Raw genomic sequence first — 25,433 nt, forward strand, 5'->3', positions numbered from 1 at the left:
ATTCGCGGTATCTCTTAACATAGATCCCGCTAACAAGCAGCGGGATGACGAGTTTCTATATATCTTTTGAGGGTTAATCATGGAAAAAATTCAAGCTATAAACGAGTTGTACAATAGCGTTTATGAAGCACTAAAAGCAAATTCTGATTTAAGAAAATATGTTACTAACATTTATGACTACTTACCTAAACAGGTCACCATTCCTTACTTGAGATTGCGCGCAGTGAATTATAGCAACCTGCATATGCTGTCCAATTTTGCTACAAAGGCAAGATTTTCATGCGACATATATACTTATCATATAAACAGTATGTTTGCCATTATAAGGCATATTAACTTGATACTTAAGAGCATTGAAGATTTTAATAATGAGGTCATTTTAGAAAGTAATTGTGCTATGGATCAGCACGATGAAATTTTACATTCAACAATTAATTTTGATATTTTAATAAAAGGAGGTGATAATGAGCAAATTACAGCTAAAAATTAAAGATCATGACAATAATTTTATTGTGTTAAATAATATACGAAACCTAAGGTTTACTTTGCGTAATAACAGAGAAGAGGTAAAAGATATTTCTTCTTTTGGCTGGAGAAAAGTATTGGATTCTGCTGGAAGCAGACATATTACGATAAAAATTAATGGAATTTTAGACTCTGTATTAGCTGATGAATTATTACGTAATTCTGCTATATTAAACTCTAATAATGATTATGAAATTAGTTTTAACACTAAGGAAAAAATCAGGCTTAGGTGTTCAGTTGAATTGTATGAGAGGTATTATGATCCTGTTACTTTTGACAGTTTTACTGTCGTTTTAACTAGTGCTGAAGTTGTAAACGCTTTTCATTAATGTTAATTTAATTTTTTCATATACAATAGTAACTGGTGAGAATTTTAACTAAATTAAAAAAAATCATGAACGACAAAGACCTTTTCGAGGAAGACGGTGATAATATTGAAGAAAATAACGATGATAAAAGAGAGAGAAGTTTAGAAAATGAAAATCAGCAAAATCAAGAAGAACAACACAAAGAGGAAGATAAGCAATACATAATACAGTATATTCAAGAATATTTAAAAGCTTTTGAGGATATTCTAAATCAGATCGACGAAGGAATTGACAATTTAGATAGTTACGAAAGGACTATGCAAATAAAGCGAAGTATAGATAGGCTCATAGAGACTTTATATAGTCAGGCTGCGTCCGAAGATATTGATGCAGAATTTGAAACCACAAAGCATACTCGCGATAAATCAGAATCTATGAAAAGAGTTAGAGAGAAAAGAAGGAAGCAAGCAATAGAAGAAGTGTTAAGTAGCATGTTTGCCCAGCAACAGAAGGAGTTAATGAACGCTAAACACTTAAGTCATGGACATGAAACAACACATGATGATGAAGCAAAGAAACGAGTGAAGTCTTCAATCAGGGGAGTGTTGTTTTCGGTGATTGCTCATAGGATGGATCCAAGAAGGAGGGCAGGGGAAACTGCTGACGGTAACGAAAAGCAAGCTCATATACATGGCAGGGAAGCAGTTGGTGGAGTTTTAGGTGCATTGTTAAAAACATTTTTAACAGCAGTTACTGCCATTGTGCGCGAAATTGCTAAACCACTTCAGAAACAGGAAACATCTTTTGCAAAACAAGTTGAAGAAAGCAGAAACGCAGATTCACAAAAGGGTCGATCTGTGTAGATTTCTCCTTGTAATAATCTTTCGATTCTACTGTCTGTTAATTCAAATTAGGGTTATAAAATTTTAGAAGCCAGCTCTTATATAACCAATTTATAGCAAGAAATTACGATACAAAAATCAGCGTCCGTTAGAAAATAAACATAACACAGGGTGATAGAGTTGCCCCTATCCATAAGCGTCAGTTAAGCTCAAAATTGTAAGCTTAAAATATGGTTGAATAATTATTAATAATAGTATATAATTATTAACGTTTTTCAGGCATTTTTGTTATGGGTGCGCCAAGTAAGCGTTTAGAATACAGTTGGTGAAAATCCAACTTAGGCAAAGTCTAGCCAACATACGCGTCAAGTTAAGGAAATAAAGGTATGAAAGAGATAGAATAATAAGGTATAAGTTCTCCCAGATATACTTTTAGTGAGAGAACCAATGAATAAAATAACTTGCTTATCAAAAAAGCTCAAAGAATTTTTTAATGAAAAAGCAGAGAAAATCTCAATTACAACAAGGTTTATAAAAAGAAAGAGAAAGCTAAAAGGTTCATCATTCGTAAAAGCCATGGTCTTGGGTAATATAGGAGTTGATAATTGTAGCGTAGAAACAATGTGTCAATTACTAAACGAGGACTCGATAGATATAACAAAACAAGGTTTGGATTTTAGATTTACTGAAGAAGCAGTGGAATTTATGAAAAGGATGTATAATGAATCTGTGATTCTCTTTAAAAATATCTTGCAAGTTGATTGCAAAATCTTACAGCAATTTAATAGTGTTAAATTATTGGACAGTAGCTATATTACTCTACCTAACAGTATGGAAGAGATGTATAAAGGTTATGGTACTAGCTACAGTGGCTATGAAAGCAATACTAAGTCTGGAATAAAGTTACAATTAGTTTTCGACTACATGAATCAGATAATAGACCAACTTAATTTAACGGAGGGGGTAAGATCAGACCAGGGATATAGGAAACATTTAAGTAATATATTAAGCAATGATTTGCTAATATCTGATCTCGGTTATTTTGTGCCAAGTTCTTTTAAACAAATCAATGAAATAGGAGCTTATTTCATAAGTCGTCGATACCAACATATATGATGTAGAAACAAATCAAAAAATGGAGTTATTAGAATGTTGAGAGGATAAGTTATTTTTAGAAAACGAGGTATTGTTAGGAAAAGAAGCAAAAATTAGAGTAAGAATTATATGTCAGAAACTAACTGAAGAACAGTCTATGGGCAGAAGAAGGAAAGCTAATAGATTAGCAAGATCGCAGATCCTCTAAAAGAAATCAAAAATTGTTGAACTGGTCAATATTTATAACTAATGTTCCAGAAAATAAAATTAGTGCTGAGCAAGTATTAACGATTTACAGAGTAAGGTGGCAAATTGAGTTATTATTTAAATTGTATAAAAGCCATATCAGGCTTGATAAGCTAAAAGGAAAGCCATGCAGAGTATTATGTGAACTATATGCTAAATTGTGCGCAATTCTTATATTTCACGGCATAGTTGGTTGCACAGAAGTGAAAAAGAATACAGAACTTAGCTTAACAAAGGCATTTATTGAGCTAAAAAGGCGGGTTAGAGAGTTATTTTTAGTATTAACCAAAATTAATAGTTTAAAAGCATTTCTTAAAAAACTCACTATAACTTGGTCGCGATTTTCATTAAAAGACAAACGTAGAAGGGCTAGAGTATCCACTTTAACCTCTCTAAATTTGCTCACAATCTCTTAACTTGACGCGTATGATTATGTGAACTATATGCTAAATTGTGCGCAATTCTTATATTTCACGGCATAGTTGGTTGCACAGAAGTGAAAAAGAATACAGAACTTAGCTTAACAAAGGCATTTATTGAGCTAAAAAGGCGGGTTAGAGAGTTATTTTTAGTATTAACCAAAATTAATAGTTTAAAAGCATTTCTTAAAAAACTCACTATAACTTGGTCGCGATTTTCATTAAAAGACAAACGTAGAAGGGCTAGAGTATCCACTTTAACCTCTCTAAATTTGCTCACAATCTCTTAACTTGACGCGTATGGCTGTACGAACATTGCAATTTGCAGGCAATTTGCGTGGCAGATTCAAGTAGCTGACACTGGTTTCCATCCAAAACAGCAGTAGCCCTTTTGGTGTCATTTCAGTGCTTGACACTGAAATCCAGGATTTTGATTGGATACTGAGTTGGTAAGCATAAAAGTATAGCTAACGCGAGCTCTACGTCATACCGCGATTTATTCGCGGTATCTCAAAGCATAGATCCCGCTGCGGGATGACGATTGTCGTTTAGCTATAAACATTAAGAAATTTACCAAATAAAAAAAAAGGCAAAAGAAGCCCTGGGGTTATTATCTGCTTTAAAATATTGGCGTTTTTTATGTTTTAAACGCTTGACAAGCGAAATTTAGCTGCTTTTAATTGCAACTAACCTACGCTGCAAATGTTTAAGAAATTTACTAAGCAGAAAAAAAGACAAAGAATCCCCGAGTTAGCTAGTCTTTTACTATCTCTGTCGAGTATTGGCATTTTTTGATGTCTTGTAACGCTTTATAAGCGCGTTCAGCTTATTTAGATAAAAATCTAGATGTAGATGAAGTTTTGTAAAGACATACAGTATCTATATACTGCAAAAAATTGAACATAAGACGCCGATACATTAAGTAATCCTTACCTTTTAATCTGCAGATTGGCGAAAGCAAATACAATAGCTTCAGTTTCATGATAAGGGGGCTGGCGGAGTTTGTCAAGGAAGTTTTTTCGTTTCTGCAGGCTACTTTCCGACACCAGTGGTGTTAAGTATTCGTACAGTTATTGGTGTTATCAAGATACTCCCTAATCTTCTTCAAATCCTCCCAGGCTAAACGTTTTTGTGCCGGTTGGCGAAGTAGGTAAGCTGGATGAAATATAGCGGCTGTGGTGATTGAATTGGACAAATATTGGTTAGTGTACGTATGAAATCTGCCACGCAAATTCGATATAGTTTTTGTGCTGTCAAGAAGGCTATAACATGCGATTCCCCCGACCAAAATTAAAATTTGTGGTGAAACTAGTGCAACGTGTTTTTCGACAAATGGTCTGCACATATCAAGCTCTAGGTCGGTTGGCTTTCTATTGCCAGGTGGACGCCAAAATACAGCATTGCTTATGTATACCTTAGTGCGATCAAGATTGATTGCATTTAACATTTTATCGAGCAACATTCCACTTGCACCACAAAATGGTATGCCTTGAAGGTCTTCATTTGCTCCTGGAGCTTCACCAACGAGCATAATTTTTGCATTTGGATTACCATCGGAAAAGACAGTATTAGTTGCAGTTTTTTTTATCTCACAACCTTCAAATGATTCAACTGCACTTCTTAATTCATCTACACTACCACATTTACCTGCAAGTTTCCTTGCTTCAATTATCCAATCACTTGGAAACATGTCTTTTCCATCTTTAGTGTCATTCCAGCGCATATCTGCATCTTTCTTCTTGGTCCCAGTTTGGATAACAGAGGGTTGTACACTCTCTTTGCTCTCCAATTTTTTTTCCTCTTCACCCTCCATTAGTGTGCAATCAACGCCCACTTCATGGTAAAATTTTAATAATTCTAGGTCTTTATTGCTCATAATGCTTTTTAACCTTTTGTGCTTTTTTCATGGCCATATCATACTTTAATTTAGATAAATGTCTAATATATAATATGCCGTTTAAGTGATCTAATTCATGCTGAATACACCTTGCAAGCCAACCACTAGCTTTTAGCGTCTGTTCTTCGTTATTTAAGTCTCTGTATTTCACAGTTAAATACTTTGGACGCTTAATTTCATAGCTTTGCTCTGGAATTGAAAGGCACCCTTCCTTGAGAGTCACTTGTTCATCGGATAATTCTGTAATCTCAGGATTAATCATGTAAAATTTGCCAGTTGAGCCATATCCTGCTGGCTCATTTTCAATCGTTTCTAGCTGAATATCCATAACAAAAATTCTCTTTAACACTCCAACTTGCACTGCAGCAAGGCCAAGACCTTCTGCATCATACATAGTTTCGAACATGTCGTTTACTAATTCTTTAATTTTATCGTTTATATCTGTTACTTCACTGGCACGTGTGATTAGTCTTTCATCAGGGGCAATTACAATTGGTAATATGGACATAAAAATTATAATTCTATGTTTTGCTTTTCCTTTTGTCCAGAATTTAGTGTATATTAAAATGTTGCTATATCTATAATAGAAATATAAATTATTAAAGAAAGCTACAATTTAAATGAAATTGCGTAATAAGGTTAACTAATGTACTCTGCAGTAATAGCAAAACCAAAGAGAAATGTTTTTGCTGTTTTAGACATAGGTACAACAAAGATTATTTGTCTAATCGTTAAAATAAATGGCAACTTCAGCTATAAAGTAACAGGAACGGGCTATAAGATTGCAGAAGGTGTAAACGGTGGGTCGATAACTAATGTAAAACACGCAAATTACTCCATCTCATCAACTATAGGTTTAGCTGAGCAAGTGTCAGAGGAAACTATAGACCAGATATATGTGAGCATTGCTGGATGTGGCATCTCATCTTTCAATGTACATAATGAAATTATTGCAGCTAATCATGAAATTTCTGACCGGGATATAAAACGTGTAGTTTTTCAGACGTTTGAGAAATATATTGAAGAAAATGTTATCATTCACAATATACCACTGAAATATCACTTAGATGACATGACTGACATAAAAGAAGTTGGTGGATTGTACGGAAAAAGACTATCTGCTGATGTTAATGTTGTCACTGCTTCGCGTCCAGCGCTTACCAATATTGAAAACTGTATTACCAATAATGGTGGATTAAATATGGCAGGTTGTATTGCTTCTGCATATTCTGCAGGTCTTGCGTGTCTCAGTGAAGATGAAAAAGAGCTCGGGACTGCTATTGTTGATATAGGCGGTGGGTGCACTGCAATTGGAATTTTCAAAAGAGGGAAACTTGTGTATGCAAGCAGCGTTCCAATTGGTGGCGTTCATATCACTCGAGATATTGCTTACGGGCTATGCACAAGCATAGAACGTGCAGAGTATATAAAAATACTGTATGGTAGCACTATCGTAACTTCAATAGATGAGAATGAGTACATTACAATGCAAAACAACGAAAATGATGAACCTACTCAAGTATTCAAATCTGAGCTTATTAACATCATAAGACCAAGAGTTGAAGAAATACTTGAAATGGTAAGAGAGCAATTTCAAGAGCAGAAAGATCCAATTAATAAAGTAGTGATTACAGGCGGAACTAGTCAACTCACAAGCATGAAGGAAATTGCAGGCTATATATTCAATAAGCAAGTTCGAATTGGGTGCCCTGAGTCTTGTAGCGGTCTTGATGGCGAATATGATAAAAATCCTGTATTTTCTGCTGCTATAGGCTCTATAAAGCTAATAGTTGACACTTTTTATAAAAATAATTCTGGTATTTTAGGTCAGGATGGTAAAATGAGTAAATTGTATAATTGGGTTAAATCAAAAGTTACAGTCTAGATTTCTGTTTTACCACCTTTCATACAAATGACTTGACACTAGGATCCATAGGACTTATTTTTATAATATGTAAAATTATTATGTTTATGTACTTGCGAGTAAGCGTACCAATTACAATAAGACATGGAAAATATGAACATAACTATACACTCACAAGAAGATTTTGAATTTATGCGCAAGGCTGGCAGGCTTGCTGCTGAAACTCTTGATTTCATTGCACCGTACGTAAAGGTAGGGGTGACAACTAATGAGTTAAATGATCTATGTCATGATTTTATAATTAATGCAGGTGCAATTCCAGCACCACTAAACTATAGGGGGTATCCAAAATCGATTTGCACTTCAAAAAATGCAGTTGTGTGCCATGGTGTTCCCGATAATAAACCACTTAAAGATGGAGATATTTTAAATATTGATGTCACGGTGATTTTAAATGGCTGGCATGGTGATACAAGTCGCATGTTTTGGGTTGGCAAGCCATCAATAAAAGCAAAACGCTTGTGTGACGCTACTTATCATGCATTGATGGAAGCAATCAAACAAGTTAAGCCCGGCAATAAGTTAAATGAAATAGGGCTTGCTATAGAGAAATATATTAGAGATTTTGGATATTCTATCGTACGCAGCTACTGCGGACATGGTATAGGAAAAGTCTTTCATGCTCCACCAAATGTAGTGCATTTCTATGATCAAGATGAAAATCTCGTCTTGAAGGAAGGTATGTTTTTTACAATAGAGCCAATGATTAATGCTGGAAAACATGAGACTCTGCTCAGTAAACTCGATGACTGGACAGTAACAACACGCGATCTTTCACTTTCTGCTCAATTTGAGCATACGATTGGAGTAACAAAAGATGGTGCTGAAATATTCACATTATCACCTAAGAATTGGCATTTCCCACCTTATAATTAGATTTTTTTAAATTCTGCTATACTGCAACTATACTTGGTTTACTTTGGGTAATTTTGAAGAAAGCTCACCCTTAATTTGCGATATAGCAACTAGCCCAATTAATGCACAGAAAATCATGTAAAAACTAGCTGAAGTCTCTTGTCCTGTAACCTTGATAATTGTTGTGCATATAAATGGTGCAAGGCCGCCAAAAAATCCAGCAGCTATATTTCTTGATAAACCAAATCCACTGTACCGAACCTTTGTTGGAAATAATTCGCACATAAGTGCACTGAGAGGACCAAGCGATGCAGCTATTGGAATTATAAAAAGAATGTGTGCCAGCAAGTAATTGCCACTACATAACATTGAAAAAACTGGATAACTCACTATTACAAAAGCTATAAATGCAAACTTCATAACTTTTTCTCTTCCTACCTTATCAGAAAGTATTGCAAACAATATTGTCAATCCTCCAAGTGCAATTTGACTCAGTATTTCCACTATATGATTAAAATGAGTATTTACTGTTAATATTTTATTCGTAAGCACATTGAAAAAGACCAAATATATATAGAGAGACGCATTTTCAACCAAGTCAATACCTATTGATATTAGAACAGGCTTTTTGTAATTGTTTAATAACTCTTTTAATGGCAATTTAGACGGATTTTTTTGTCTTTTATACTCTGGGCTTTCATCAAGTATATATCTCATATATATGCTGATTAATCCCATTGCTAAACTGAAAATGAAAGGTAATCTCCACCCCCAAGATTCAAAATCAGATACTTTTTTGCATATGAGTACCGCCATCAGGCTTAATATTGAACCAAGAATTGCACTTAATACTTCAATGCTGCCAAAAAATCCTTTTTTGTTTTTAGGAGCATGTTCTATTAAAAATGGTGCATTTCCTGCTTCTCCTCCAAGGGATATACCCTGCAATAGCCTTAAACAAACTACCAGCATTGACGCTAGTATTCCAATGCTTTGATAACCTGGAACAAAAGCAATTAATATGGTTGATAAAGTCATTAATATAATCGAGAGCAATAAGGCAACTCTTCTGCCATGCTTATCACCAATGTGACCAAATATAGCAGCACCGACTGGTCTCATTAAGAAACCCACTGCAAACACTCCAAAAGCCTTCAATACGCTGGTTAGTTGATCATCCGATGGAAAAAACACACCACCTATTATGTTTATTAAGTGGCCAAAAAGCATGTGGTCATACCACAATAAAGTGTTACAAATCAAACTTGAAAATATTACTTTTGTTATTTGCTGCATAATTTCCCTATAGCCTGTTTGATCTTATATATAAAAAAAAATGTGAACGTTATGTGAATATTATATTAACAATATTAAACCTTAATTTTAATATTATTGCTCATATATTCCGATAAGATACCATATTTTGGCAAGAAAATCTATGTACATAAATAAAATTGATGTGAAGAGTAGAGTAGAGTAGGATATCTACACCAACTGTACTTAAATTTTTTGATATGACACACACTCCAGTTTTGTTAAAAGAGATGCTATCACTACTATCACCGCAGGATGGTGGCATATACGTGGACGCCACATTTGGAGCTGGAGGGTATAGCAAAGCAATATTGGAGTCAGCTGATTGCAAAGTATATGCAATTGATAGAGATGAAACGGTAACTAAGTTTTATGATGATTTAAGCGTTAGATATCCAGATAGAATAAAACTATTCATTGAGAAGTTTAGTAATATTAAAAGTATACTAAGCAGCGTTGAGCCATCTCCTGTCATCCCAGTACTTGATACTGGAAAAAATAACTGGTCACGCGCTGGAATGACATCAAACGGAGTGGATGGAGTGGTCTTTGACATCGGAGTTTCATCTATGCAGCTTGATAACGGAGATAGAGGGTTCTCATTTTTACATGATGGTCCACTCGATATGAGCATGGATAACTCTTCTTATATAAACGCTTCAACGTTTGTTAACGCTTTACGCGAAGAAGAAATCGCAAATACTATATATAACTACGGAGGCGAACGTCATTCTCGCAAAATCGCAAGAGCAATAGTAAATGCACGGAAGAAGAAAACTATCAAAACTACATTTGAGCTTGCGGATATTGTACGTTCCGTGGTATTTCGTGGAAAAAGCAAAATTGATCCTGCAACCAGAACATTTCAGGCAATCAGAATATGGGTAAACGATGAGCTGGGAGAACTTGAAAAGGGCATTAAAGCTGCATCTGAGATTTTAAGTGAGAATGGCAAATTAATTGTCGTCACCTTTCATTCCTTAGAAGATCGTATAGTCAAAACTTTTTTTAAAGATTTATGTGCTACTGATTGCAAGACATTCTCTCTTCTAAATAAAAAAGTGATCGAAGCAAGTATAGAAGAAGTAAGTGCAAATCCGCGTTCACGCTCAGCAAAACTAAGAGCTATACAGAGGTTGTCATGAGAACTTTCTGCATCATCTCAATAGTTATGTTTTTTCTTAGCATTGTAGGACTATTTAAGGTAAAATTACATGTTCAGTCATTAAATAGAGAGCTAATAAAAATAAAAAGTGAAATTAATTTAGTGCAAAGTGATATAAAAGTTTTACAAGCAGAATGGAGCTATTTGAATAATCCAAAAAGGCTTGCAAGCCTTGTAAAGAAATACCTGAAAAATAACTCTTTAATACTGGCTAGCCAGGTTAAAAATCTTGACTCTCTAAATGGCCGCAGTGTACTAGCACAACTTAAAATCCATGATCAACAGTGAGATTAAGTCTTATTTTTTACAGATGAGCACATCACAATAAAACTTACTTTGTATTCGTTCAGGATAGCGGCAAGGTAGTATAACCATAGAGTAAAAGTGAGTTTACAACAAATGGTGTCATCCCAGTGCTTGACACTGGGATCCAGCCTTTCCATAATCATCAAAACATTGTATTTTAACGTAAAACAGCTATTTTTATGCTTACCAACTTAATAAAATTCCTGGATCCCAGTGTCTGGGCACTGGGATGACAAAGGAGAGCAGTGTCAGCTACTTGCATAACACCATTTGTTGTGCAACTTACTTTAGTATGAAATTGCTTGCGTAAGATTTTGGCAGCCTCTTAACATTTTTTGGCATTTCAATTATGTATTTAACGTTGCGTTTTTTTGCGTAGAATACTGCTTTTTCAAGAGAATCAAACTTTAATACAATCTGTTTTTTTGGATCTTTTGAGCCAACCCACCCCATCAAAGGTTCAATGTAGTAAGAGCCAGATTCAATTTTTAGGTGCCAGAAATTTGTATTACCTAAACCAGATTGTGTTGCAGTTCTTGTTGGTTTATAAATCCTAAAAACTACTTTATCGTCAATGCCCATAGTTCTTGTTAAATAAGTTTAAATATATATCTAAATAAATCCTTTCACAAACAATTAGTATGAAAGAATGAAGTTTGAAATAAATATTTTTATGTTATATTATTATTAAATTATATTAAAAGGATTAGCTGAATAGGAGTAATCGATGACGCAACAGGAAATAGTAACAATTAATGCAGAGTTACGTGATATAACAAAAACAAAAGCGATGCATTCTCTAAGGAAGAAAGGAAACATCCCTGGAATAATATATGGAAAGGGCCATGATAATGTAAATTTGACATTGTCTGCAAAGGAATTCACGAAGCAATATAAATCAGGTTCTCTTTCTGCACATTTGATAGAGCTGAATATTTCGGGCAAAAAGGAATATGCTCTTGTTCGCGATATCCAATTGCATGTAGTAAAGGATACTGTGCAACATGTTGATTTTCAGTTTGTTGATAAAGGCAGTGAAATTAAAATAGACATACCTCTATCATTTGTGAATGAAAGTAAAGCTCCAGGAATCAAATTAGGTGGAGTGCTTAATGTTTTGTGTCGTTCTATTGCTGTTAAATGCTCTCCTGATAAAATACCTCAGGTTATTGAAGTTGATTTATCCGGTAAAATGATTGGCCAATCTATACATATCAATGATGTAAAATTACCAGAAGGTGTTAAGTTTGTAGCTCATGAAGAAGAAAATTTTACCATTGTTACAATTTCTGCTGCCGATAGTGACGTTGAAGAACCTCAAGCAGAAACAGAGGAATAGTGCACCTGATAGTTGGGCTTGGTAACCCTGGTGGTCAATATGAGTTAACTTATCATAATATCGGCTTCATCGTAGTTGATACAATTTGCAAATATTGGAATTTCCAGTCGTTCTCTAAAAAAGCCGATTATCTAATAACCTCTGGCATAATTAATGATAATAAAATCATGTTAATAAAGCCTTATTCATTTATGAATAATTCAGGCATCCCTGTTGCAAAAATACGAAATTTTTACAAATTATCGCTAGATAATATTGTTGTCATACACGATGACGCTGATTTGGAACTTGGAAGAATAAAAATAAAGAAAGGTGGTAGCTCTGCTGGACATAATGGACTTAAATCCATAGATAGTTTTATTGGCAACGATTATTGGCGCTTGAGATTTGGAGTGGGTAGACCTGAAGATCAAAGAAGCTTAGCAGATTATGTGTTATCAAAATTTTCAAATTTTGATAATGTTACTCCCTTAGTGGAAAAAATAGCAAAAAATATACACTTAATGCTGCAAGGAGATAATACAGCTTTTATCAATTTGATTGTATAATATTACGAAACACAGGGAGTGTATGGTCCCAGAGTGTGATGGTGTGGATTTAGTATGAACAATTCAGGAGATTTTGTCCACTGTAAAGATATAAACTCAAAAGGTGTAAGACCCTTAAGAGTTTTGAGTCTTTTAGCATAATTGTAGGCCATAACAAAGTCATAAAGATGCTCTTTGAGTTGCTGGTGAGACTGATAGTAATACTTCTTAACAGTGGCATTCTTTAAAGTTTTGTTCATACGCTCAACTTGCCCATTTGTCCAAGGATGGCTAACTTTTGTTAGACGGTGTTCAATGTCATTTTCTTCACAAGCTCTATCAAATATATGTTGAAAAGCGTATTTATGGCGTTTTTGGTTGGTAAATTGTACACTGTTATCTGTCAAAATAGTGTGGATTTTATATGGTAAAATTTTAATCAAATTACGTAGAAACTCAGCAGCTATAGGTTTTGTAGCACTTTTATGCAACTCAACATACGTAAATTTGGATGTTCTATCTATTGCAACAAACAAATATAACTTTCCTTCTTCTGTTCTGACTTCTGCAATATCAATATGGAAATAGCCTATAGGATATTGTTTGAATTTCTTTTTTGGTTTAACTTCGCCATCAACATCTGGTAGTCTGCTAATGCTGTGCCTCTGTAAGCAACGATGTAGACTAGAGCGAGTCAAGTGTGGGATTGAGGTTTGCAAAGCGTAGAGACAATCATCTAATGGCAATAGAGTATGCTTACGAAATGCAACAATTACAGCCTCCTCTTCTAAAGTTAAAACAGTTGATCTTGCATGCTTCGGACCCATATCAGCGTCTTTGGCAAAAGACCGTTTTCTCCATTTAATGATAGTTTTTGGATTAAGGTTATAGTACCTGGAGAGTTTTGCTATGCTCTCTTTACTATTTTGTATTGCTCTACGAATTGTCTCTGTTGTTTTGGCGCACCCATGTAATATTTGTCCCATAATTCCTCCTTTGATGGTATTGTTTTCTCATATTTTATCATACCATCACACTCTGGGACCATACATCCCCCCCCCCTCCCCCCCTAATTCCTATATCAAACCTTTCTTTACTAGATTATATAGTCAATATAAAAAGCCATATAAAATTGCTTCCACTGCTGCCATGAGGAAATTGCTTATTCTTGCTAACTCTTTAGTCAGAGATGACAGGGTTTTTACTGAGGAATATAACTCTCTGTCTGTTTCTATCTAAGAGCCAGTATAGCTGTGGATAAGCACGTTTATACAGATAAAAGTACTTATCCACAGCTACATCAATTTTTCTATTGACTTTTAACACAACTGCTAAACAGATACATTCGTCATCCCGCTACGTGTTAGCGGCCAAGATACCGCGGCGGTATAACGTGGGAAACCTGACTTGCATTAACTATAAAATAGTGGTTTATATAAACCCCATAGCATGCCGAATGAAGCTTTTTTTGAGAAAATTTGAATTTTCAACTGCAATCAAGCCAAGATTTCTTAGTGCTTTAGCGCAGAATATTCTGTTGGAGAACATCCTATTTAATCCATCAGTTGCAAGCGCCATTGTAAAATTATCAAAGTATCTGTTACGTGAAATTTTCTTTAATAAATAACTACTGCCAACATCAATACCAGATGCTTTTGCAGCAACTACGTGCTTTATAATACTTTCTACATCTCTAATTCCAAGATTAAGCCCTTGACCTGCAACTGGATGAATTGAATGTGCTGCATCGCCGATAAGCAAAACTCTACCCTTATATAACTTTTTTGCGAAAACAAAACTTAAAGGATAAAGTTTTCTTTCACCCTCTAGTTTTATCTCTCCTAAATAAGAACCAAATCTTTTTTTAAGCTCTATAATAAATTCTTCTTCAGACAGATCCATTAGCATTTTTGAAATTTCAGATTTTTCTGTCCAGACTATTGAAGAAGTATGGCCACCCTTCATCGGTAGAATTGCAAATGGACCGCCAGGAAAAAAACCCTCTACAGCTAAGTTTTGGTGATGCAGTTCATGCTTTACATTAAATACTATGCTACTTTGTTTATAATCAAATTTCACTGTCGGTATAGAAAATAACTCTGGTAGTTTAGAGTTTTTGCCTTCAGCGCAGATAAGTAGCGATGATATTAATTCCTGGTTATTATCAAGAATAACTTCCACATATCCTGAATCACAAGCAATTGTTTTATAGGAATGTGGAGAGTATATATTTAGTTTATTCAGAAAATTATTGTTGATTGCATTCCATATAGTAGCATTGTTAATAACATAACCCATTGGCTCTTCACCAACCATTTTATGATTGTAATGCACAGTAACCGCATCTAATATGCATATATCAAGTATTGGCTCAGCTTCGCTTTCTATAAACTGCCAAATCCCTAATTTTTCCAATATTTTTTTCGAGCCTTGAGAAATAGCAAATGCTCGGTTGTCATCTACTACACGTGGCAAACTATTTTTTTCAATTACAGCTACAGACACAGAGTTACAACTGAGGCCAATTGCAGTAATAAGACCAAGCAACCCACCACCTGAAATGATTACATCATAATTCATTTTATTTACGCTAATTGTAAAATTATATTTTATCTATTTTGAAAATAGTTTAAACAAACTTTGTATACTATGAGTAAAAGACTTTAAGGTTTTCCTATATACAAATTAAGTCTCTTAGAACCTGTCTTGAAAATGGCTAAGCATAGAAGTAATCATATTAGATTTCTTGCATAACCCAAACTAAGTAGAAAAAAGGCAACTCCCCTGTCATCCCAGTAGCCCTCTTCTTGTCATCCCAGTGCGTGACACTGGGATCTCATTTTACTTTATAATGATGTCATGGAAGTAGCTGACACTGGAATTCAGAAAAAAGGATGATGTCATTCCAGTCTGGAATCCAGCCTTTCCATAATCATCAAAACGTTGTATTTTAACATAAAACAGCTATTTTTATACTTAATAAAATTCCTGGATCCCAGACTGGGATGACACCCTTCTGGTAGACAATGTTCGTACAGTTGTGGATTCATTCGCGGTATAAATTCCGCTAACTAGTAGCGGAATGACGGTTTTTCAAATTGTAGGTAAACCTAAGCCACTTTAGCTATAACATCTTTAGCAATGTCTTCATAAATCTCTGCCAAATCTTCACTTAGCATTAAAGGATTTCCACAATCAGAAGCATGACATATTTGTGGATCCAGAGGAATCCTGCCTAGGAGTTTGATGCTCAGCTCCTCAGACATTCTTTTTGCGCCGTCTTTTCCAAATATGTATATTTCTGAGTCATTTTGAATGAAATAACTCATATTTTCCACAATGCCAATAATCGGTATACTGAGCTTTTTAAGCATATCATAAATTTTGCGAGCATCGATTAAAGAGAGCTCCTGTGGAGTTGAAACTATTATCGCCCCGGTTAAGTTAAAATTTTCCATAAGACTTAAATGCACATCGCCAGTTCCAGGTGGTGTATCAACTATCAAATACTCTATATCGGACCATTTTGTTCCCATGAGCAGATTATAAAGTGCTTTTGTAATCATAGGTCCGCGCCATATTGCTGCACGATCCTTGTCAACAAAATAGCCGATTGAAATAGTATGCAGTCCATACCTTTCTATAGGTATTGCTTTTCCACCCTGTATTTCTGGCTTTAATTTTTCAGTGCTAAGCATTTTAGGAATTGAAGGACCATATATATCTGCATCAACCAGCGCAACTTTGTGTTTTAACTTTGCTAATGAGAGAGCAAGATTTAGCGCAACTGTGGATTTACCTACGCCTCCTTTACCAGAGGCCACAATAATTATATTTTTCACTCCTTCGATATGTAATTTAGCTTTTTGTTGCCCAGTTTGTTTTTGACAAGTAGCAACCACGATCACTTTTGTCACCCCCGGTATAGCTTTAACAGCTTGCTCACAATTTCTTCTTAATTCTTCGTTTGCTTGCGTGTCACCGGCAACTTCAAGCGCAAAACCAATGTCCCAGCCTTTAATAATGATTGAGGATATTATGCCAAGAGCGATCACATCTTTACCGCTTTTTTGCTCTATGACTTTTTTTAAGTTCTCTCTTACAATTTCTTCGTTGATCATTAGACCTCTGTTGTTTGATGCGCCAGGAAGGGTATCATTGCAACAATGTTACACGAAATAAATTCAAAAACCAACAAGCCTTTTAGGCAATTTCTTCCTGAAGTTGTTCAATTTTAGCTTGAGGAAGGCTGGTTGTCTGAGAGATAATATCAATAGAGATGCCAGCTTTAAGTAAGTTTTTTGCAACTTCAATTTTTCCTTCAATTTTTCCTTCAATTCTACTTTGCATGATGCAGGATAAATTATCATCCTCACGTTTCTTATCTTGATCATAAGTAAAACGCTCTTCTTCACTCCAATTATATTGATTCAACTCATTATAAGCCTTGCCAATAATTACATCACTTCCTACCACTTTTTTTAGATCCTCTTCACTAGTTTCACTTGCATGCTGTTGTCTAAGTGAAGAAGGTCGCCCCTCCTCACTCGACTTCAAAACCGTACGTGAGACTTTGCGCCTCATAAGGCTTCTCTCCAATTTGGTGCTTTTCATGCACACCTCCTGTATAATTCATCGTGACAATGTCCATGTAACAAAGATAAGTTTTTGATCATATTGTTTCGTCTATTCCGGTCTTTGTGATGTATTTCTATTGTATCATCACTTTTAAACCATAGTCTACAATTATCACATTTACTTTGTTGTAACTTCAATAGTTTTATTACTCTTAATGGCTTATCTGGTATTTTTCTCAGACGTTTACCCCAATATACCCAATCACCATCATATGGAGATCTGGTTTTTTGCACTTTGTTTAATAACATGATCGCTGTGTATAATAAGATGTATCTTGTTACTTGTCATAAAACTCCAGTTATCGTTATTATACTTTTTAAAGTATTTTCTTTTTATCCAGCATTTCCCTTTGTTTGGGTGCCTAAAGACTGACCTTACCCAGAAAAAGTGGAGAGAAAGAAAAGAGTTTTTTTGGGTAAAATAAAATTTTGGAGGATTAGAAATGGTAAGAGAATATACAGCAGAATTCAAATTGGAAGCTGTTAAACTGGCAAATGAACAAAGAAAGGTAGGTCAACCAGTTGCAAAAGTAGCAAGAGATCTAGGAATAAGGGATAGTGTATTAGGAAAATGGATGAAGAAATATAACGAAAAAAAGTCAGCGGCAAATGCATTTCCAGATGTAGCACCTTATGACAAAGAGAGGTTTGATTTACAAAGCAAGAGTAACAAGGGAAAGAGACATTTAAAAAAAAGCCCTGGCCAGTCAAAAAGAGTAAAATATTTTTTTATATAGTAACTGCTATAAAGTACAGGAATTATGTAGGATTTTCTGCTAGTGGCTACTATAAGTGGACCACAAGAAAAATAAGCAGTAGAGAATCAGCAAATAAAGAGCTACTCGAAGCTATTCAAAAAATATATCAAGTTTCTAAATGTAGATATGGAGCTCCTAAAATTCATGCTGAATTGAAGGCTTTGGGTAAAAGTTGCAATTTGAAAACGGTGCAAAGTATTATGCAGAAAAATGACATCAGGGCTATACTGAAAAGAAAGTTTAAAATTAAAAAACAACAAACAGATAATAGAGCTGTAGCTCCCAATATACTAGATCAAAACTTTATTGTTGATCAACCAAATAAAGTATGGGATTACTTACATCAAAACCAAGGAGGGATGGCTATATTTGGCAGCAATAATTCTCACGTATGGTAGTTAATGAGTAGTGCAATAAATAAACAATTGGTTATGAACTCTTTATTAATGGCCATTAATAGGCGTAAACCTGTTAAAAATCTACTATTATAGCCTTTCTTATAATAGTCCGAATGCGATAAGATATGTGTTTATGGCTATAGCAGGCCAGTAGCATATTACGGTCTGTTCGGATTATTGTAAAAAGAGCTATAAAGTTAAAATCCGACCGGGACAGCCGCAATAAAGTAGATAAGCCTAAACGCCATCATGTCTTTAGGAGAGTTTGCTAATGAAAGTTCTTAAGTTGACGCCATTGGCTGAACGGATACGATTTATTTCAGTGCATGAGCTGGTCCTTTTCGGATTTTAGCGCTGTGTACATAACTGCACGAACGTCTAGTTTAGGGGTAAGAAAAATTAGGGCCCGCAAATTAATCCAAACACATAAGTGTAGTGTTACCACCAAATGCTGTAGTGTTAACACTTACAACTTTTTCTGTAGAAAAACGCTGTAAATAATGAGGACCACCAGCTTTTGGCCCAGTGCCAGATAGTCCTCTACCACCAAATGGTTGTATCCCAACTGCTGCACCTATCTGGTTACGGTTGATGTAGACATTTCCAACTGATATTTTTTTACTTATAGTGTCAATTTGACTTTGTATACGACTCTGCAAAGAAAACGTAAGCCCATATCCAGTACTATTTATATCACTTATAACTTCATTTAATTGTGACTTGTTAAAACGTATGATATGTAAAATAGGACCAAATACTTCTTGCTTTAATTGCGAAATTTTTTGTATCTCATAAATATATGGAGGAAAGAAATAACCATTATGAGAATTTGTATCCATGGGTACTTTAAATAACAGATTTGAATCTTTATCCTCTGACATTTTTTGCGTATGTTGAGTGAGCATATCGATAGATGCTTTATCAATTATTGGACCAATATCAGTACTAATTTGTATTGGGTCACCAATCTTGAGTTCTTGCGCTGCACCGCATATCATTTTTATCTGCTTCTCTGCTATGTCCTCTTGAATAAACAGCACTCTAAGCGCAGAACAGCGTTGGCCAGCGCTGCGAAACGCAGAAAGCAAAACATCCGTAGTCACTTGCTCTAAGAGAGCAGAGCTATCAACTATCATAGCATTGAGCCCTCCTGTTTCAGCAATAAGTGGTACGATAGGACCATCCCTATTTGCAAGCATTTTATTGATTATTTGAGCAGTTTGTGTTGAGCCAGTAAAAGCTACTCCGGCAATTCTATTGTCTGGAACTAATATTTTGCCTAAATATCCACCATCCCCAGGAATGAGGTGTAACACATTCTTTGGTATCCCAGCTTCATGTAGTATCTTAACAGCTTCGTAGGCAATAATCGGCGTTTGCTCTGCCGGTTTTGCCAGCACTGCATTACCTGCTGCAAGTGCAGCTGAGACCTGCCCAATGAAGATAGCGAGCGGAAAATTCCACGGTGATATGCATAAGAAAACTCCTCTGCCTTCAAAAAAGATGAAGTTATCTTCACCTGTTGGGCCCGGCAATTTTTTCCAGTCGCTCAGTTCATTTTTTGCTATCATTGCATAATAACGCAGAAAGTCGATTGCCTCTCTTACTTCTGCTATTGCATCGGATAAAATTTTTCCTGCTTCCACAATCAGAATGTAAATTAACTCTTTCATCCTTTCCTCAAGCAAATCTGCAGCTTTTTCAAGGCATTTAGCGCGCTCTTCTGCTGAAACATTCTGCCACTTAGCAAAAGCACTATGTGCTATTTCAAGAGCGTTTAAAGCTTGATCGCTTGTTGCACTTGACACTTCTCCAATTACATTTTCCAAATGTGCAGGATTCACTACTTCGATAAATTCAGCATTATCAAATAGTGCTTTTCCATCAATTATTGGTCCAACTTGCCACTTTTTTTCACTAAAACCCTTTATATCATCTGCAAATTGTGAGACTATCACAGAATCACTAATATCCATCCCCAAGGAATTTTTTCTTTCTGGTCCCAAAATATCTTGTGGTAATGGAATGCCTGGATGAGGTTCATAATTAAAATTTATAGCTTTTTCCAGTGGATCTGAAATTAACTCATCGATTTTAACGTTAGGATCACTTATTTGATTAACAAACGAACTATTAGCTCCATTTTCAAGAAGGCGTCTTATAAGATAAGGCAACAAGTCACTATGTTCCCCAACGGGTGCGTAGACACGACAGCTAACATTTGTTACAAGCTCTGACATTGCATAATCATATAAGTCTTTTGCCATTCCATGTAAGCGTTGAAATTCAAATCCAGGGTGGTTTTTATCAGCAAGTTCCATGATAGAAGCAAAAGTATAGACGTTATGAGTTCCAAAGCATGGGTAAAAGCTGTTTGGTTTACTCAAAAGTTTCTGTGCGCACACGAGGTAAGATACGTCAGTATAGCTTTTTCTTGTAAATACTGAGTAATCATTTAATCCCAATTCTTGCGTACACTTGATTTCTGAATCCCAATATGCACCTTTTACAAGCCTCACCATAATTTTGTGCTTTGATCGAATAGCAACATCCTCTACAAAGTCAAGAACAGATAAAGCACGTTTTTGATATGCTTGTACAGCCAAGCCGAGCCCTTCCCACTCAGAAAGTGATTCATCAAGCCGTAATTGTTCAAACAAGATTAAGGAAATTTCAAGCCTTTCTGTTTCTTCTGCGTCTATGCATAGTGAAATGTTGTATTTTTTTGCCTCGCGGCAGAGCTCTAAAACCTTAGTGAATATCTCACCAGCAATTCGGCCAAATTGACTAAATTCATAACGTGGGTGTAAAGCAGAAAGTTTGATTGAAATTCCATGGGATTTAAAACAATCATTTATTTCAGTGGATTCACCTATAGCTTTTATTGAGTGCATGTATGAATTAAAATACTCTTCTGCATCCTCAGTTGTGTGAGCAGCTTCGCCAAGCATATCAAAAGAGTATAAAAACTTACTATTGTCATCTAGTTTTGCGTACCTTAAAGCTTCTTCTATGGTTTCTCCAACAACAAAATGATTACCAAGCATAGACATTGCTTGTTTTACTGCTTTGCGAATGATCGGTTCTCCTAAATTCTTAAGTAACTTAGAAATTGCGTAATAGAACTTCGAATCGCCTTCATTATCTCTCAATATACTGCTCCCTATCATTAAACTCCATGTAGAAGCATTAACAAACAATGAAGAGGAATGTCCTAAGTGCTTACTCCATTCTTGATTGGCAATTTTATCTTTGATTAGCTCGTCTATTGTATAATCATCTGGTATTCTAAGTAGTGACTCAGCAAGACACATAAGCGCTATTCCTTCATCATTGGAAAGCGAGTATTGCTGCATAAAGGAATCTACAATACTTAATTTATTGTGTTTGATTTTTTCAATAACTTGTTTTGCAATATTATAAATTCTATTTTTTGAATCAGCCGAAAGCTCTGCTTTTTCTACAAGATAACGTATATAACTCTTTTCATCAGTACGATAAAATCCTTGTAAACGTTTTCTGAGTTCATTAGGTTCTTGTATAGAGCTTATCATATATAATTATCTCCAAAAAATACTCCGACACCATATGTATGGTGAAATTATATCATAACTTTGCGCAGAGCAAATTGCTATTTACAAAGGGATCAGGGCTGGCTAAAAGAAGTCCATGCAATAACTTCACTAAATCAAAAAGATTGTGCAAGTATGTAGCTCAACACTCCACCACACATCAAGTATTTAGTCTCAGTTGCGGTTTGTACACAGCATTTGAGTTGAATTGATTGCCTTGAATTATCCTTTCTTTTGATGATACATTCTAGATTTCCACCTGGCACTATTTCACCTTTTATGCTTATTACCTTACTACCATCAAATATCTTTCTGGTTATTCCATTTTGAAATACAAGTGGAAGAACACCCATACCAACTAAGTTGGACCTATGTATACGCTCAAAGCTTTCTGCAATGACAACTTTAACCCCCAACAATAAAGTACCCTTTGCTGCCCAATCCCTACTTGAACCTGTGCCATATTCTTTTCCTGCAACAATGATTAGAGGTACATTATTTTCCTTGTAACGCATTGCTGCATCAAAAATTGACATAATTTCTTGAGAAGGAATATATTTTGTATATCCACCTTCGGTGCTAACCATTTCATTTTTTATTCTAATGTTAGCAAAAGTGCCACGCATCATTACATTGTGATTACCACGGCGAGACCCATATGAATTGAAATCCTGTGGTTCAATTCCAAGCCCTTTTAAATATAGACCGGCAGGACTACTCGAGGCAATATTTCCCGCAGGGGAAATATGATCAGTAGTTATGCTATCGCCAAACATTGCCAATATTTGTGCACCCTTTATATCGATTTTATTATTTTTAGGTGATAAGTTATCAAAATAAGGCGGATTTTGTATGTAAGTGCTGTTTGCATCCCAATTATAGATTTCACTTTTTTCACACTTTATCTTTCGCCAATGTTCATCACCAGAAAAAACATCCTTATACTTTTGTATGAACATCTCACGTGTTACCACACTTTTAACACAATCTTCGATTTCATTGTTTGTTGGCCATATATCTTTGAGATAGACATCATTTCCATTCTTATCTTTGCATATTGAATCTTTTGTCAGATCAATTTGCACAGTACCAGCAAGTGCATATGCAACAACAAGTGGCGGAGATGCCAAGTAATTAGCTTTGACTAACGGATGAATTCTTCCTTCAAAGTTACGATTGCCAGATAAAACTGCAGCAACGGTTAAGTTTTTGTTTTTAATGCCATCTTCTATATCTTTATTAAGTGGACCAGAATTCCCAATGCAAGTTGTGCAACCATATCCAACTAGATTAAAACCCAAAGCATTTAGATCTACCTGCAATCCAGACTTTTCTAAATATTCTGTTACAACTTGTGACCCTGGAGCAAGAGAAGTTTTAACCCAAGGCTTTGATTTTAATCCAAGTTTAATTGCATTACGAGCTACAAGACCTGCAGCAATCATCACACTTGGATTAGAAGTATTAGTGCAGCTTGTTATTGCTGCAATAACTACACTTCCATCTTGGAGTTTATCACTTTCCTTTGACTCATTAACTAAAAATGATTTAGAAAAAGACTCTGCCACTTGTGAAAGAAAAACCTTATCTTGTGGTCTTTTGGGACCAGCCATTACTGGCTCCACGCTTGATAAATCAAGCTCTAGTGTGTCAAAAAATGCTAACTCGTCACTACTACGCCACAGTCCTTGCTCTTTCGCATAAGCCTCAACTAGCTTAATCAGCTTTTCTGGCCTTCCGGTTAAGCTTAAATAATCTAGCGTTTTTTGATCAATTGGAAAAAATCCACAAGTTGCGCCATACTCCGGGGCCATGTTTGCTATAGTGGCTCTATCTGCCAAAGATAAATAATCTAAACCATCACCATAAAATTCTACAAACTTACCAACAACGCCTTTTGTTCTTAGGATATTGGTAACCGTCAGCACTAAATCGGTCGCAGTTACTCCTTCCGACAATCTGCCAATTAATTTAAATCCAACTACTTCTGGAATCACCATACTAATTGGTTGACCAAGCATCACAGACTCAGCTTCTATGCCTCCAACACCCCAACCAAGAACTGATAATCCGTTAACCATTGTAGTATGGCTGTCAGTACCAACTAAAGTATCAGGATATATGACTCCATCATTATTACACACAACTTGCGCTAAATATTCAAGATTCACTTGGTGGCAAATCCCTGTGCCAGGCGGCACTACTCTAAAATTTGTGAAGGACGATTCTCCCCACTTTAAAAATTGATATCTCTCCAAATTTCTTTTTACTTCTAGCTCAACATTCTTACTGAATGCAGAAACACTTCCATAACTATCTACTTGAACAGAATGGTCAATCACAAGATCAACCGGTACAGACGGATTTATATTGCTTGGGTTTCCTCCATTTTTCTTAACATAGTCCCGCATTGAAGCTAGATCAACAACAGCAGGAACCCCTGTAAAATCTTGCATCAACACCCTTGCTGGTTTATAGCTAATTTCGTGATTAGTGTGTTTATTAACGCAGTCTGCTAGTACTCTTATGTCATCTAGCTTTACGTTTACTCCATCTTCATTGCGCAATAAATTTTCAAGCAGAACCTTAAGTGAGCAAGGCAATTTAGTCACATCTATTCCTAAAAATTCACTAGCACTACTTAGGCTAAAATAGTTGTATGACTTCCCGTCAATGTTTAAAGTCGTTTTTGCATTTAAAGAATTGTTCATCCTATCACACTATATTAGTTAAAATTGGAATTACTACCGTTACTTTTTTGTTGTTGACCTTGCTGCTCATACATAGTTTCAAAATCTATAGGATCTAGCATCAGTGGGGGAAATCCACCACTACTTGTAACTCTTGCAATTATTTCTCTTGCAAAAGGGAAAAGAAAAGTAGGTCCGCCAATAAACAAAGCTTGTCTTACTTCTTCCTCACTCAACTCTTTTAAATTTTCTATTGAAAAAATGCCACAATATTTCGTTTCACAAATGAAAGCTACGCCATCTTTTATGCCTTCATCTTTTACCGTTGCTTTGACTTCTATATGCAAAGTAATTTCATGGAAAGATTTTTCTTCATTCACTTCTTCTTTGTTTTTCGTCCCTTCTAATTTTGCTGAATTGATATTAACCATTACGTTAATATCTGGAGCTTTACTAGAAGAAAGGAATGGCGAATTCGGATTCTCAAATGATAGATCTTTAACATATTGACTGTGAATTCTCATTTTTTGTTGTGGCATTTCTTACGTCTCCTTTAATTAAGTTGAGATATTTAATACTTTCTTATATAATATATTCATTTACAAACGAATAGCAA

At 35.3% G+C, this 25,433-nt stretch carries 24 protein-coding genes and 2 pseudogenes; 13 read left to right on the plus strand and 13 right to left on the minus strand.

From position 1 onward, the window contains the following. Positions 1-79 precede the first annotated feature (79 nt). The 5 genes and pseudogenes from AAGD87_RS01390 to AAGD87_RS01410 form a co-directional block, all read left to right on the plus strand. Positions 80-490, plus strand: coding sequence for a DUF3168 domain-containing protein (locus AAGD87_RS01390; RefSeq protein WP_341817668.1), 411 nt, complete (start codon positions 80-82; stop codon positions 488-490). Then, positions 465-854, plus strand: a complete 390-nt coding sequence (locus AAGD87_RS01395) for a phage tail protein (RefSeq protein ID WP_265023954.1) — start codon at positions 465-467, stop codon at positions 852-854. Before AAGD87_RS01390 ends, AAGD87_RS01395 begins: the two co-directional genes overlap by 26 nt. 65 nt (positions 855-919) lie before the next feature. After that, the gene (locus AAGD87_RS01400; protein WP_264339289.1) at positions 920-1,696 is read left to right on the plus strand and encodes a hypothetical protein; all 777 of its coding nucleotides are present in this window, start codon (positions 920-922) and stop codon (positions 1,694-1,696) included. Positions 1,697-2,122: 426 nt separating this feature from the next. Continuing rightward, a pseudogene (locus AAGD87_RS01405) lies at positions 2,123-3,432 on the plus strand (IS4 family transposase). A 14-nt stretch (positions 3,433-3,446) separates the two neighbouring features. Beyond that, positions 3,447-3,725 (plus strand): annotated as a pseudogene (locus tag AAGD87_RS01410) (IS4 family transposase); the annotation flags it as partial. Between the two features lie 764 nt (positions 3,726-4,489). On the opposite strand, the gene AAGD87_RS01415 reads toward AAGD87_RS01410, so the two are convergent. Both AAGD87_RS01415 and def read right to left on the minus strand, forming a co-directional pair. Next, the gene (locus tag AAGD87_RS01415; protein ID WP_182309146.1) at positions 4,490-5,311 is read right to left on the minus strand and encodes a uracil-DNA glycosylase family protein; all 822 of its coding nucleotides are present in this window, start codon (positions 5,309-5,311) and stop codon (positions 4,490-4,492) included. Then, the gene (gene def, locus AAGD87_RS01420) at positions 5,301-5,840 is read right to left on the minus strand and encodes a peptide deformylase (protein ID WP_182309147.1); all 540 of its coding nucleotides are present in this window, start codon (positions 5,838-5,840) and stop codon (positions 5,301-5,303) included. The genes AAGD87_RS01415 and def overlap by 11 nt, the downstream gene beginning before the upstream one ends. Before the next feature lie 138 nt (positions 5,841-5,978). Here def and ftsA point away from each other — a divergent pair, with 138 nt between their 5' ends. Both ftsA and map read left to right on the plus strand, forming a co-directional pair. Next, a complete protein-coding gene (ftsA, locus tag AAGD87_RS01425) occupies positions 5,979-7,217 on the plus strand; it encodes a cell division protein FtsA (RefSeq protein WP_155968818.1) in 1,239 nt (412 codons plus the stop codon). A gap of 132 nt (positions 7,218-7,349) precedes the next feature. Continuing rightward, on the plus strand, positions 7,350-8,132 hold the full coding sequence (gene map, locus AAGD87_RS01430; RefSeq protein WP_155968820.1) for a type I methionyl aminopeptidase: 783 nt from the start codon (positions 7,350-7,352) through the stop codon (positions 8,130-8,132). Positions 8,133-8,159: 27 nt separating this feature from the next. Here the strand turns inward: map and AAGD87_RS01435 are convergent, their stop codons facing one another. Next, entirely contained in the window at positions 8,160-9,407 is a 1,248-nt protein-coding gene (locus AAGD87_RS01435; RefSeq protein ID WP_264339267.1) for an MFS transporter, read from the minus strand. A 218-nt stretch (positions 9,408-9,625) separates the two neighbouring features. Between AAGD87_RS01435 and rsmH the strand changes: the two genes are divergently transcribed. Then, positions 9,626-10,570 carry a 16S rRNA (cytosine(1402)-N(4))-methyltransferase RsmH gene (rsmH, locus tag AAGD87_RS01440; RefSeq protein ID WP_182309154.1) on the plus strand — a complete coding sequence of 315 codons (945 nt, stop codon included), beginning with the start codon at positions 9,626-9,628 and terminating at the stop codon, positions 10,568-10,570. Continuing rightward, positions 10,567-10,878 (plus strand): hypothetical protein, encoded by a 312-nt coding sequence (locus AAGD87_RS01445; protein ID WP_007548286.1) that lies wholly within the window; start codon positions 10,567-10,569, stop codon positions 10,876-10,878. Before rsmH ends, AAGD87_RS01445 begins: the two co-directional genes overlap by 4 nt. 300 nt (positions 10,879-11,178) lie before the next feature. Here AAGD87_RS01445 and AAGD87_RS01450 read toward each other — a convergent pair whose 3' ends face one another. Next, positions 11,179-11,478 (minus strand): NADH dehydrogenase ubiquinone Fe-S protein 4, encoded by a 300-nt coding sequence (locus tag AAGD87_RS01450; RefSeq protein ID WP_010962411.1) that lies wholly within the window; start codon positions 11,476-11,478, stop codon positions 11,179-11,181. Positions 11,479-11,623: 145 nt separating this feature from the next. Between AAGD87_RS01450 and AAGD87_RS01455 the strand changes: the two genes are divergently transcribed. Both AAGD87_RS01455 and pth read left to right on the plus strand, forming a co-directional pair. Then, complete coding sequence (locus tag AAGD87_RS01455; protein ID WP_010962412.1) at positions 11,624-12,235, plus strand: 50S ribosomal protein L25/general stress protein Ctc; 612 nt, start codon at positions 11,624-11,626, stop codon at positions 12,233-12,235. Further along, entirely contained in the window at positions 12,235-12,783 is a 549-nt protein-coding gene (gene pth / locus AAGD87_RS01460) for an aminoacyl-tRNA hydrolase (RefSeq protein ID WP_065094970.1), read from the plus strand. Before AAGD87_RS01455 ends, pth begins: the two co-directional genes overlap by 1 nt. 2 nt (positions 12,784-12,785) lie before the next feature. Here pth and AAGD87_RS01465 read toward each other — a convergent pair whose 3' ends face one another. The 5 genes from AAGD87_RS01465 to AAGD87_RS01485 form a co-directional block, all read right to left on the minus strand. Beyond that, on the minus strand, positions 12,786-13,748 hold the full coding sequence (locus AAGD87_RS01465; RefSeq protein WP_012673056.1) for an IS481-like element ISWpi4 family transposase: 963 nt from the start codon (positions 13,746-13,748) through the stop codon (positions 12,786-12,788). 445 nt (positions 13,749-14,193) lie between these two features. Further along, a complete protein-coding gene (gene ubiH / locus AAGD87_RS01470) occupies positions 14,194-15,342 on the minus strand; it encodes a 2-octaprenyl-6-methoxyphenyl hydroxylase (protein WP_341817670.1) in 1,149 nt (382 codons plus the stop codon). Positions 15,343-15,872: 530 nt separating this feature from the next. Then, on the minus strand, positions 15,873-16,883 hold the full coding sequence (locus AAGD87_RS01475) for an Mrp/NBP35 family ATP-binding protein (protein WP_265023942.1): 1,011 nt from the start codon (positions 16,881-16,883) through the stop codon (positions 15,873-15,875). Between the two features lie 82 nt (positions 16,884-16,965). Continuing rightward, complete coding sequence (locus tag AAGD87_RS01480) at positions 16,966-17,376, minus strand: hypothetical protein (protein ID WP_410541884.1); 411 nt, start codon at positions 17,374-17,376, stop codon at positions 16,966-16,968. Further along, on the minus strand, positions 17,373-17,648 hold the full coding sequence (locus AAGD87_RS01485; RefSeq protein ID WP_341817671.1) for an HNH endonuclease: 276 nt from the start codon (positions 17,646-17,648) through the stop codon (positions 17,373-17,375). The genes AAGD87_RS01480 and AAGD87_RS01485 overlap by 4 nt, the downstream gene beginning before the upstream one ends. Positions 17,649-17,842: 194 nt before the next feature. Between AAGD87_RS01485 and AAGD87_RS01490 the strand changes: the two genes are divergently transcribed. Together AAGD87_RS01490 and AAGD87_RS01495 are read left to right on the plus strand one after the other, a co-directional pair. Then, a complete protein-coding gene (locus AAGD87_RS01490; RefSeq protein ID WP_007548709.1) occupies positions 17,843-18,136 on the plus strand; it encodes a transposase in 294 nt (97 codons plus the stop codon). Positions 18,137-18,258: 122 nt separating this feature from the next. After that, positions 18,259-18,555: an IS3 family transposase gene (locus AAGD87_RS01495; protein ID WP_231115910.1), complete on the plus strand. Its 297-nt coding sequence runs from the start codon at positions 18,259-18,261 to the stop codon at positions 18,553-18,555. Positions 18,556-18,628: 73 nt separating this feature from the next. On the opposite strand, the gene AAGD87_RS01500 is transcribed toward AAGD87_RS01495, so the two are convergent. The 4 genes from AAGD87_RS01500 to secB all read right to left on the minus strand — a co-directional run bounded on the left by AAGD87_RS01500 (position 18,629) and on the right by secB (position 25,356). After that, entirely contained in the window at positions 18,629-18,778 is a 150-nt protein-coding gene (locus AAGD87_RS01500; protein ID WP_341817672.1) for a hypothetical protein, read from the minus strand. 190 nt (positions 18,779-18,968) lie between these two features. After that, positions 18,969-22,109, minus strand: coding sequence for a bifunctional proline dehydrogenase/L-glutamate gamma-semialdehyde dehydrogenase PutA (gene putA, locus AAGD87_RS01505; RefSeq protein WP_341817673.1), 3,141 nt, complete (start codon positions 22,107-22,109; stop codon positions 18,969-18,971). 134 nt (positions 22,110-22,243) lie between these two features. Next, a complete protein-coding gene (acnA, locus tag AAGD87_RS01510) occupies positions 22,244-24,838 on the minus strand; it encodes an aconitate hydratase AcnA (protein WP_338482065.1) in 2,595 nt (864 codons plus the stop codon). A gap of 14 nt (positions 24,839-24,852) precedes the next feature. Further along, complete coding sequence (gene secB, locus AAGD87_RS01515) at positions 24,853-25,356, minus strand: protein-export chaperone SecB (protein WP_341817674.1); 504 nt, start codon at positions 25,354-25,356, stop codon at positions 24,853-24,855. Positions 25,357-25,433 lie beyond the last annotated feature (77 nt).

Source organism: Wolbachia endosymbiont (group A) of Pherbina coryleti (assembly GCF_964026875.1).
In the GTDB taxonomy this organism is placed as follows: Bacteria; Pseudomonadota; Alphaproteobacteria; order Rickettsiales; family Anaplasmataceae; genus Wolbachia; species Wolbachia pipientis.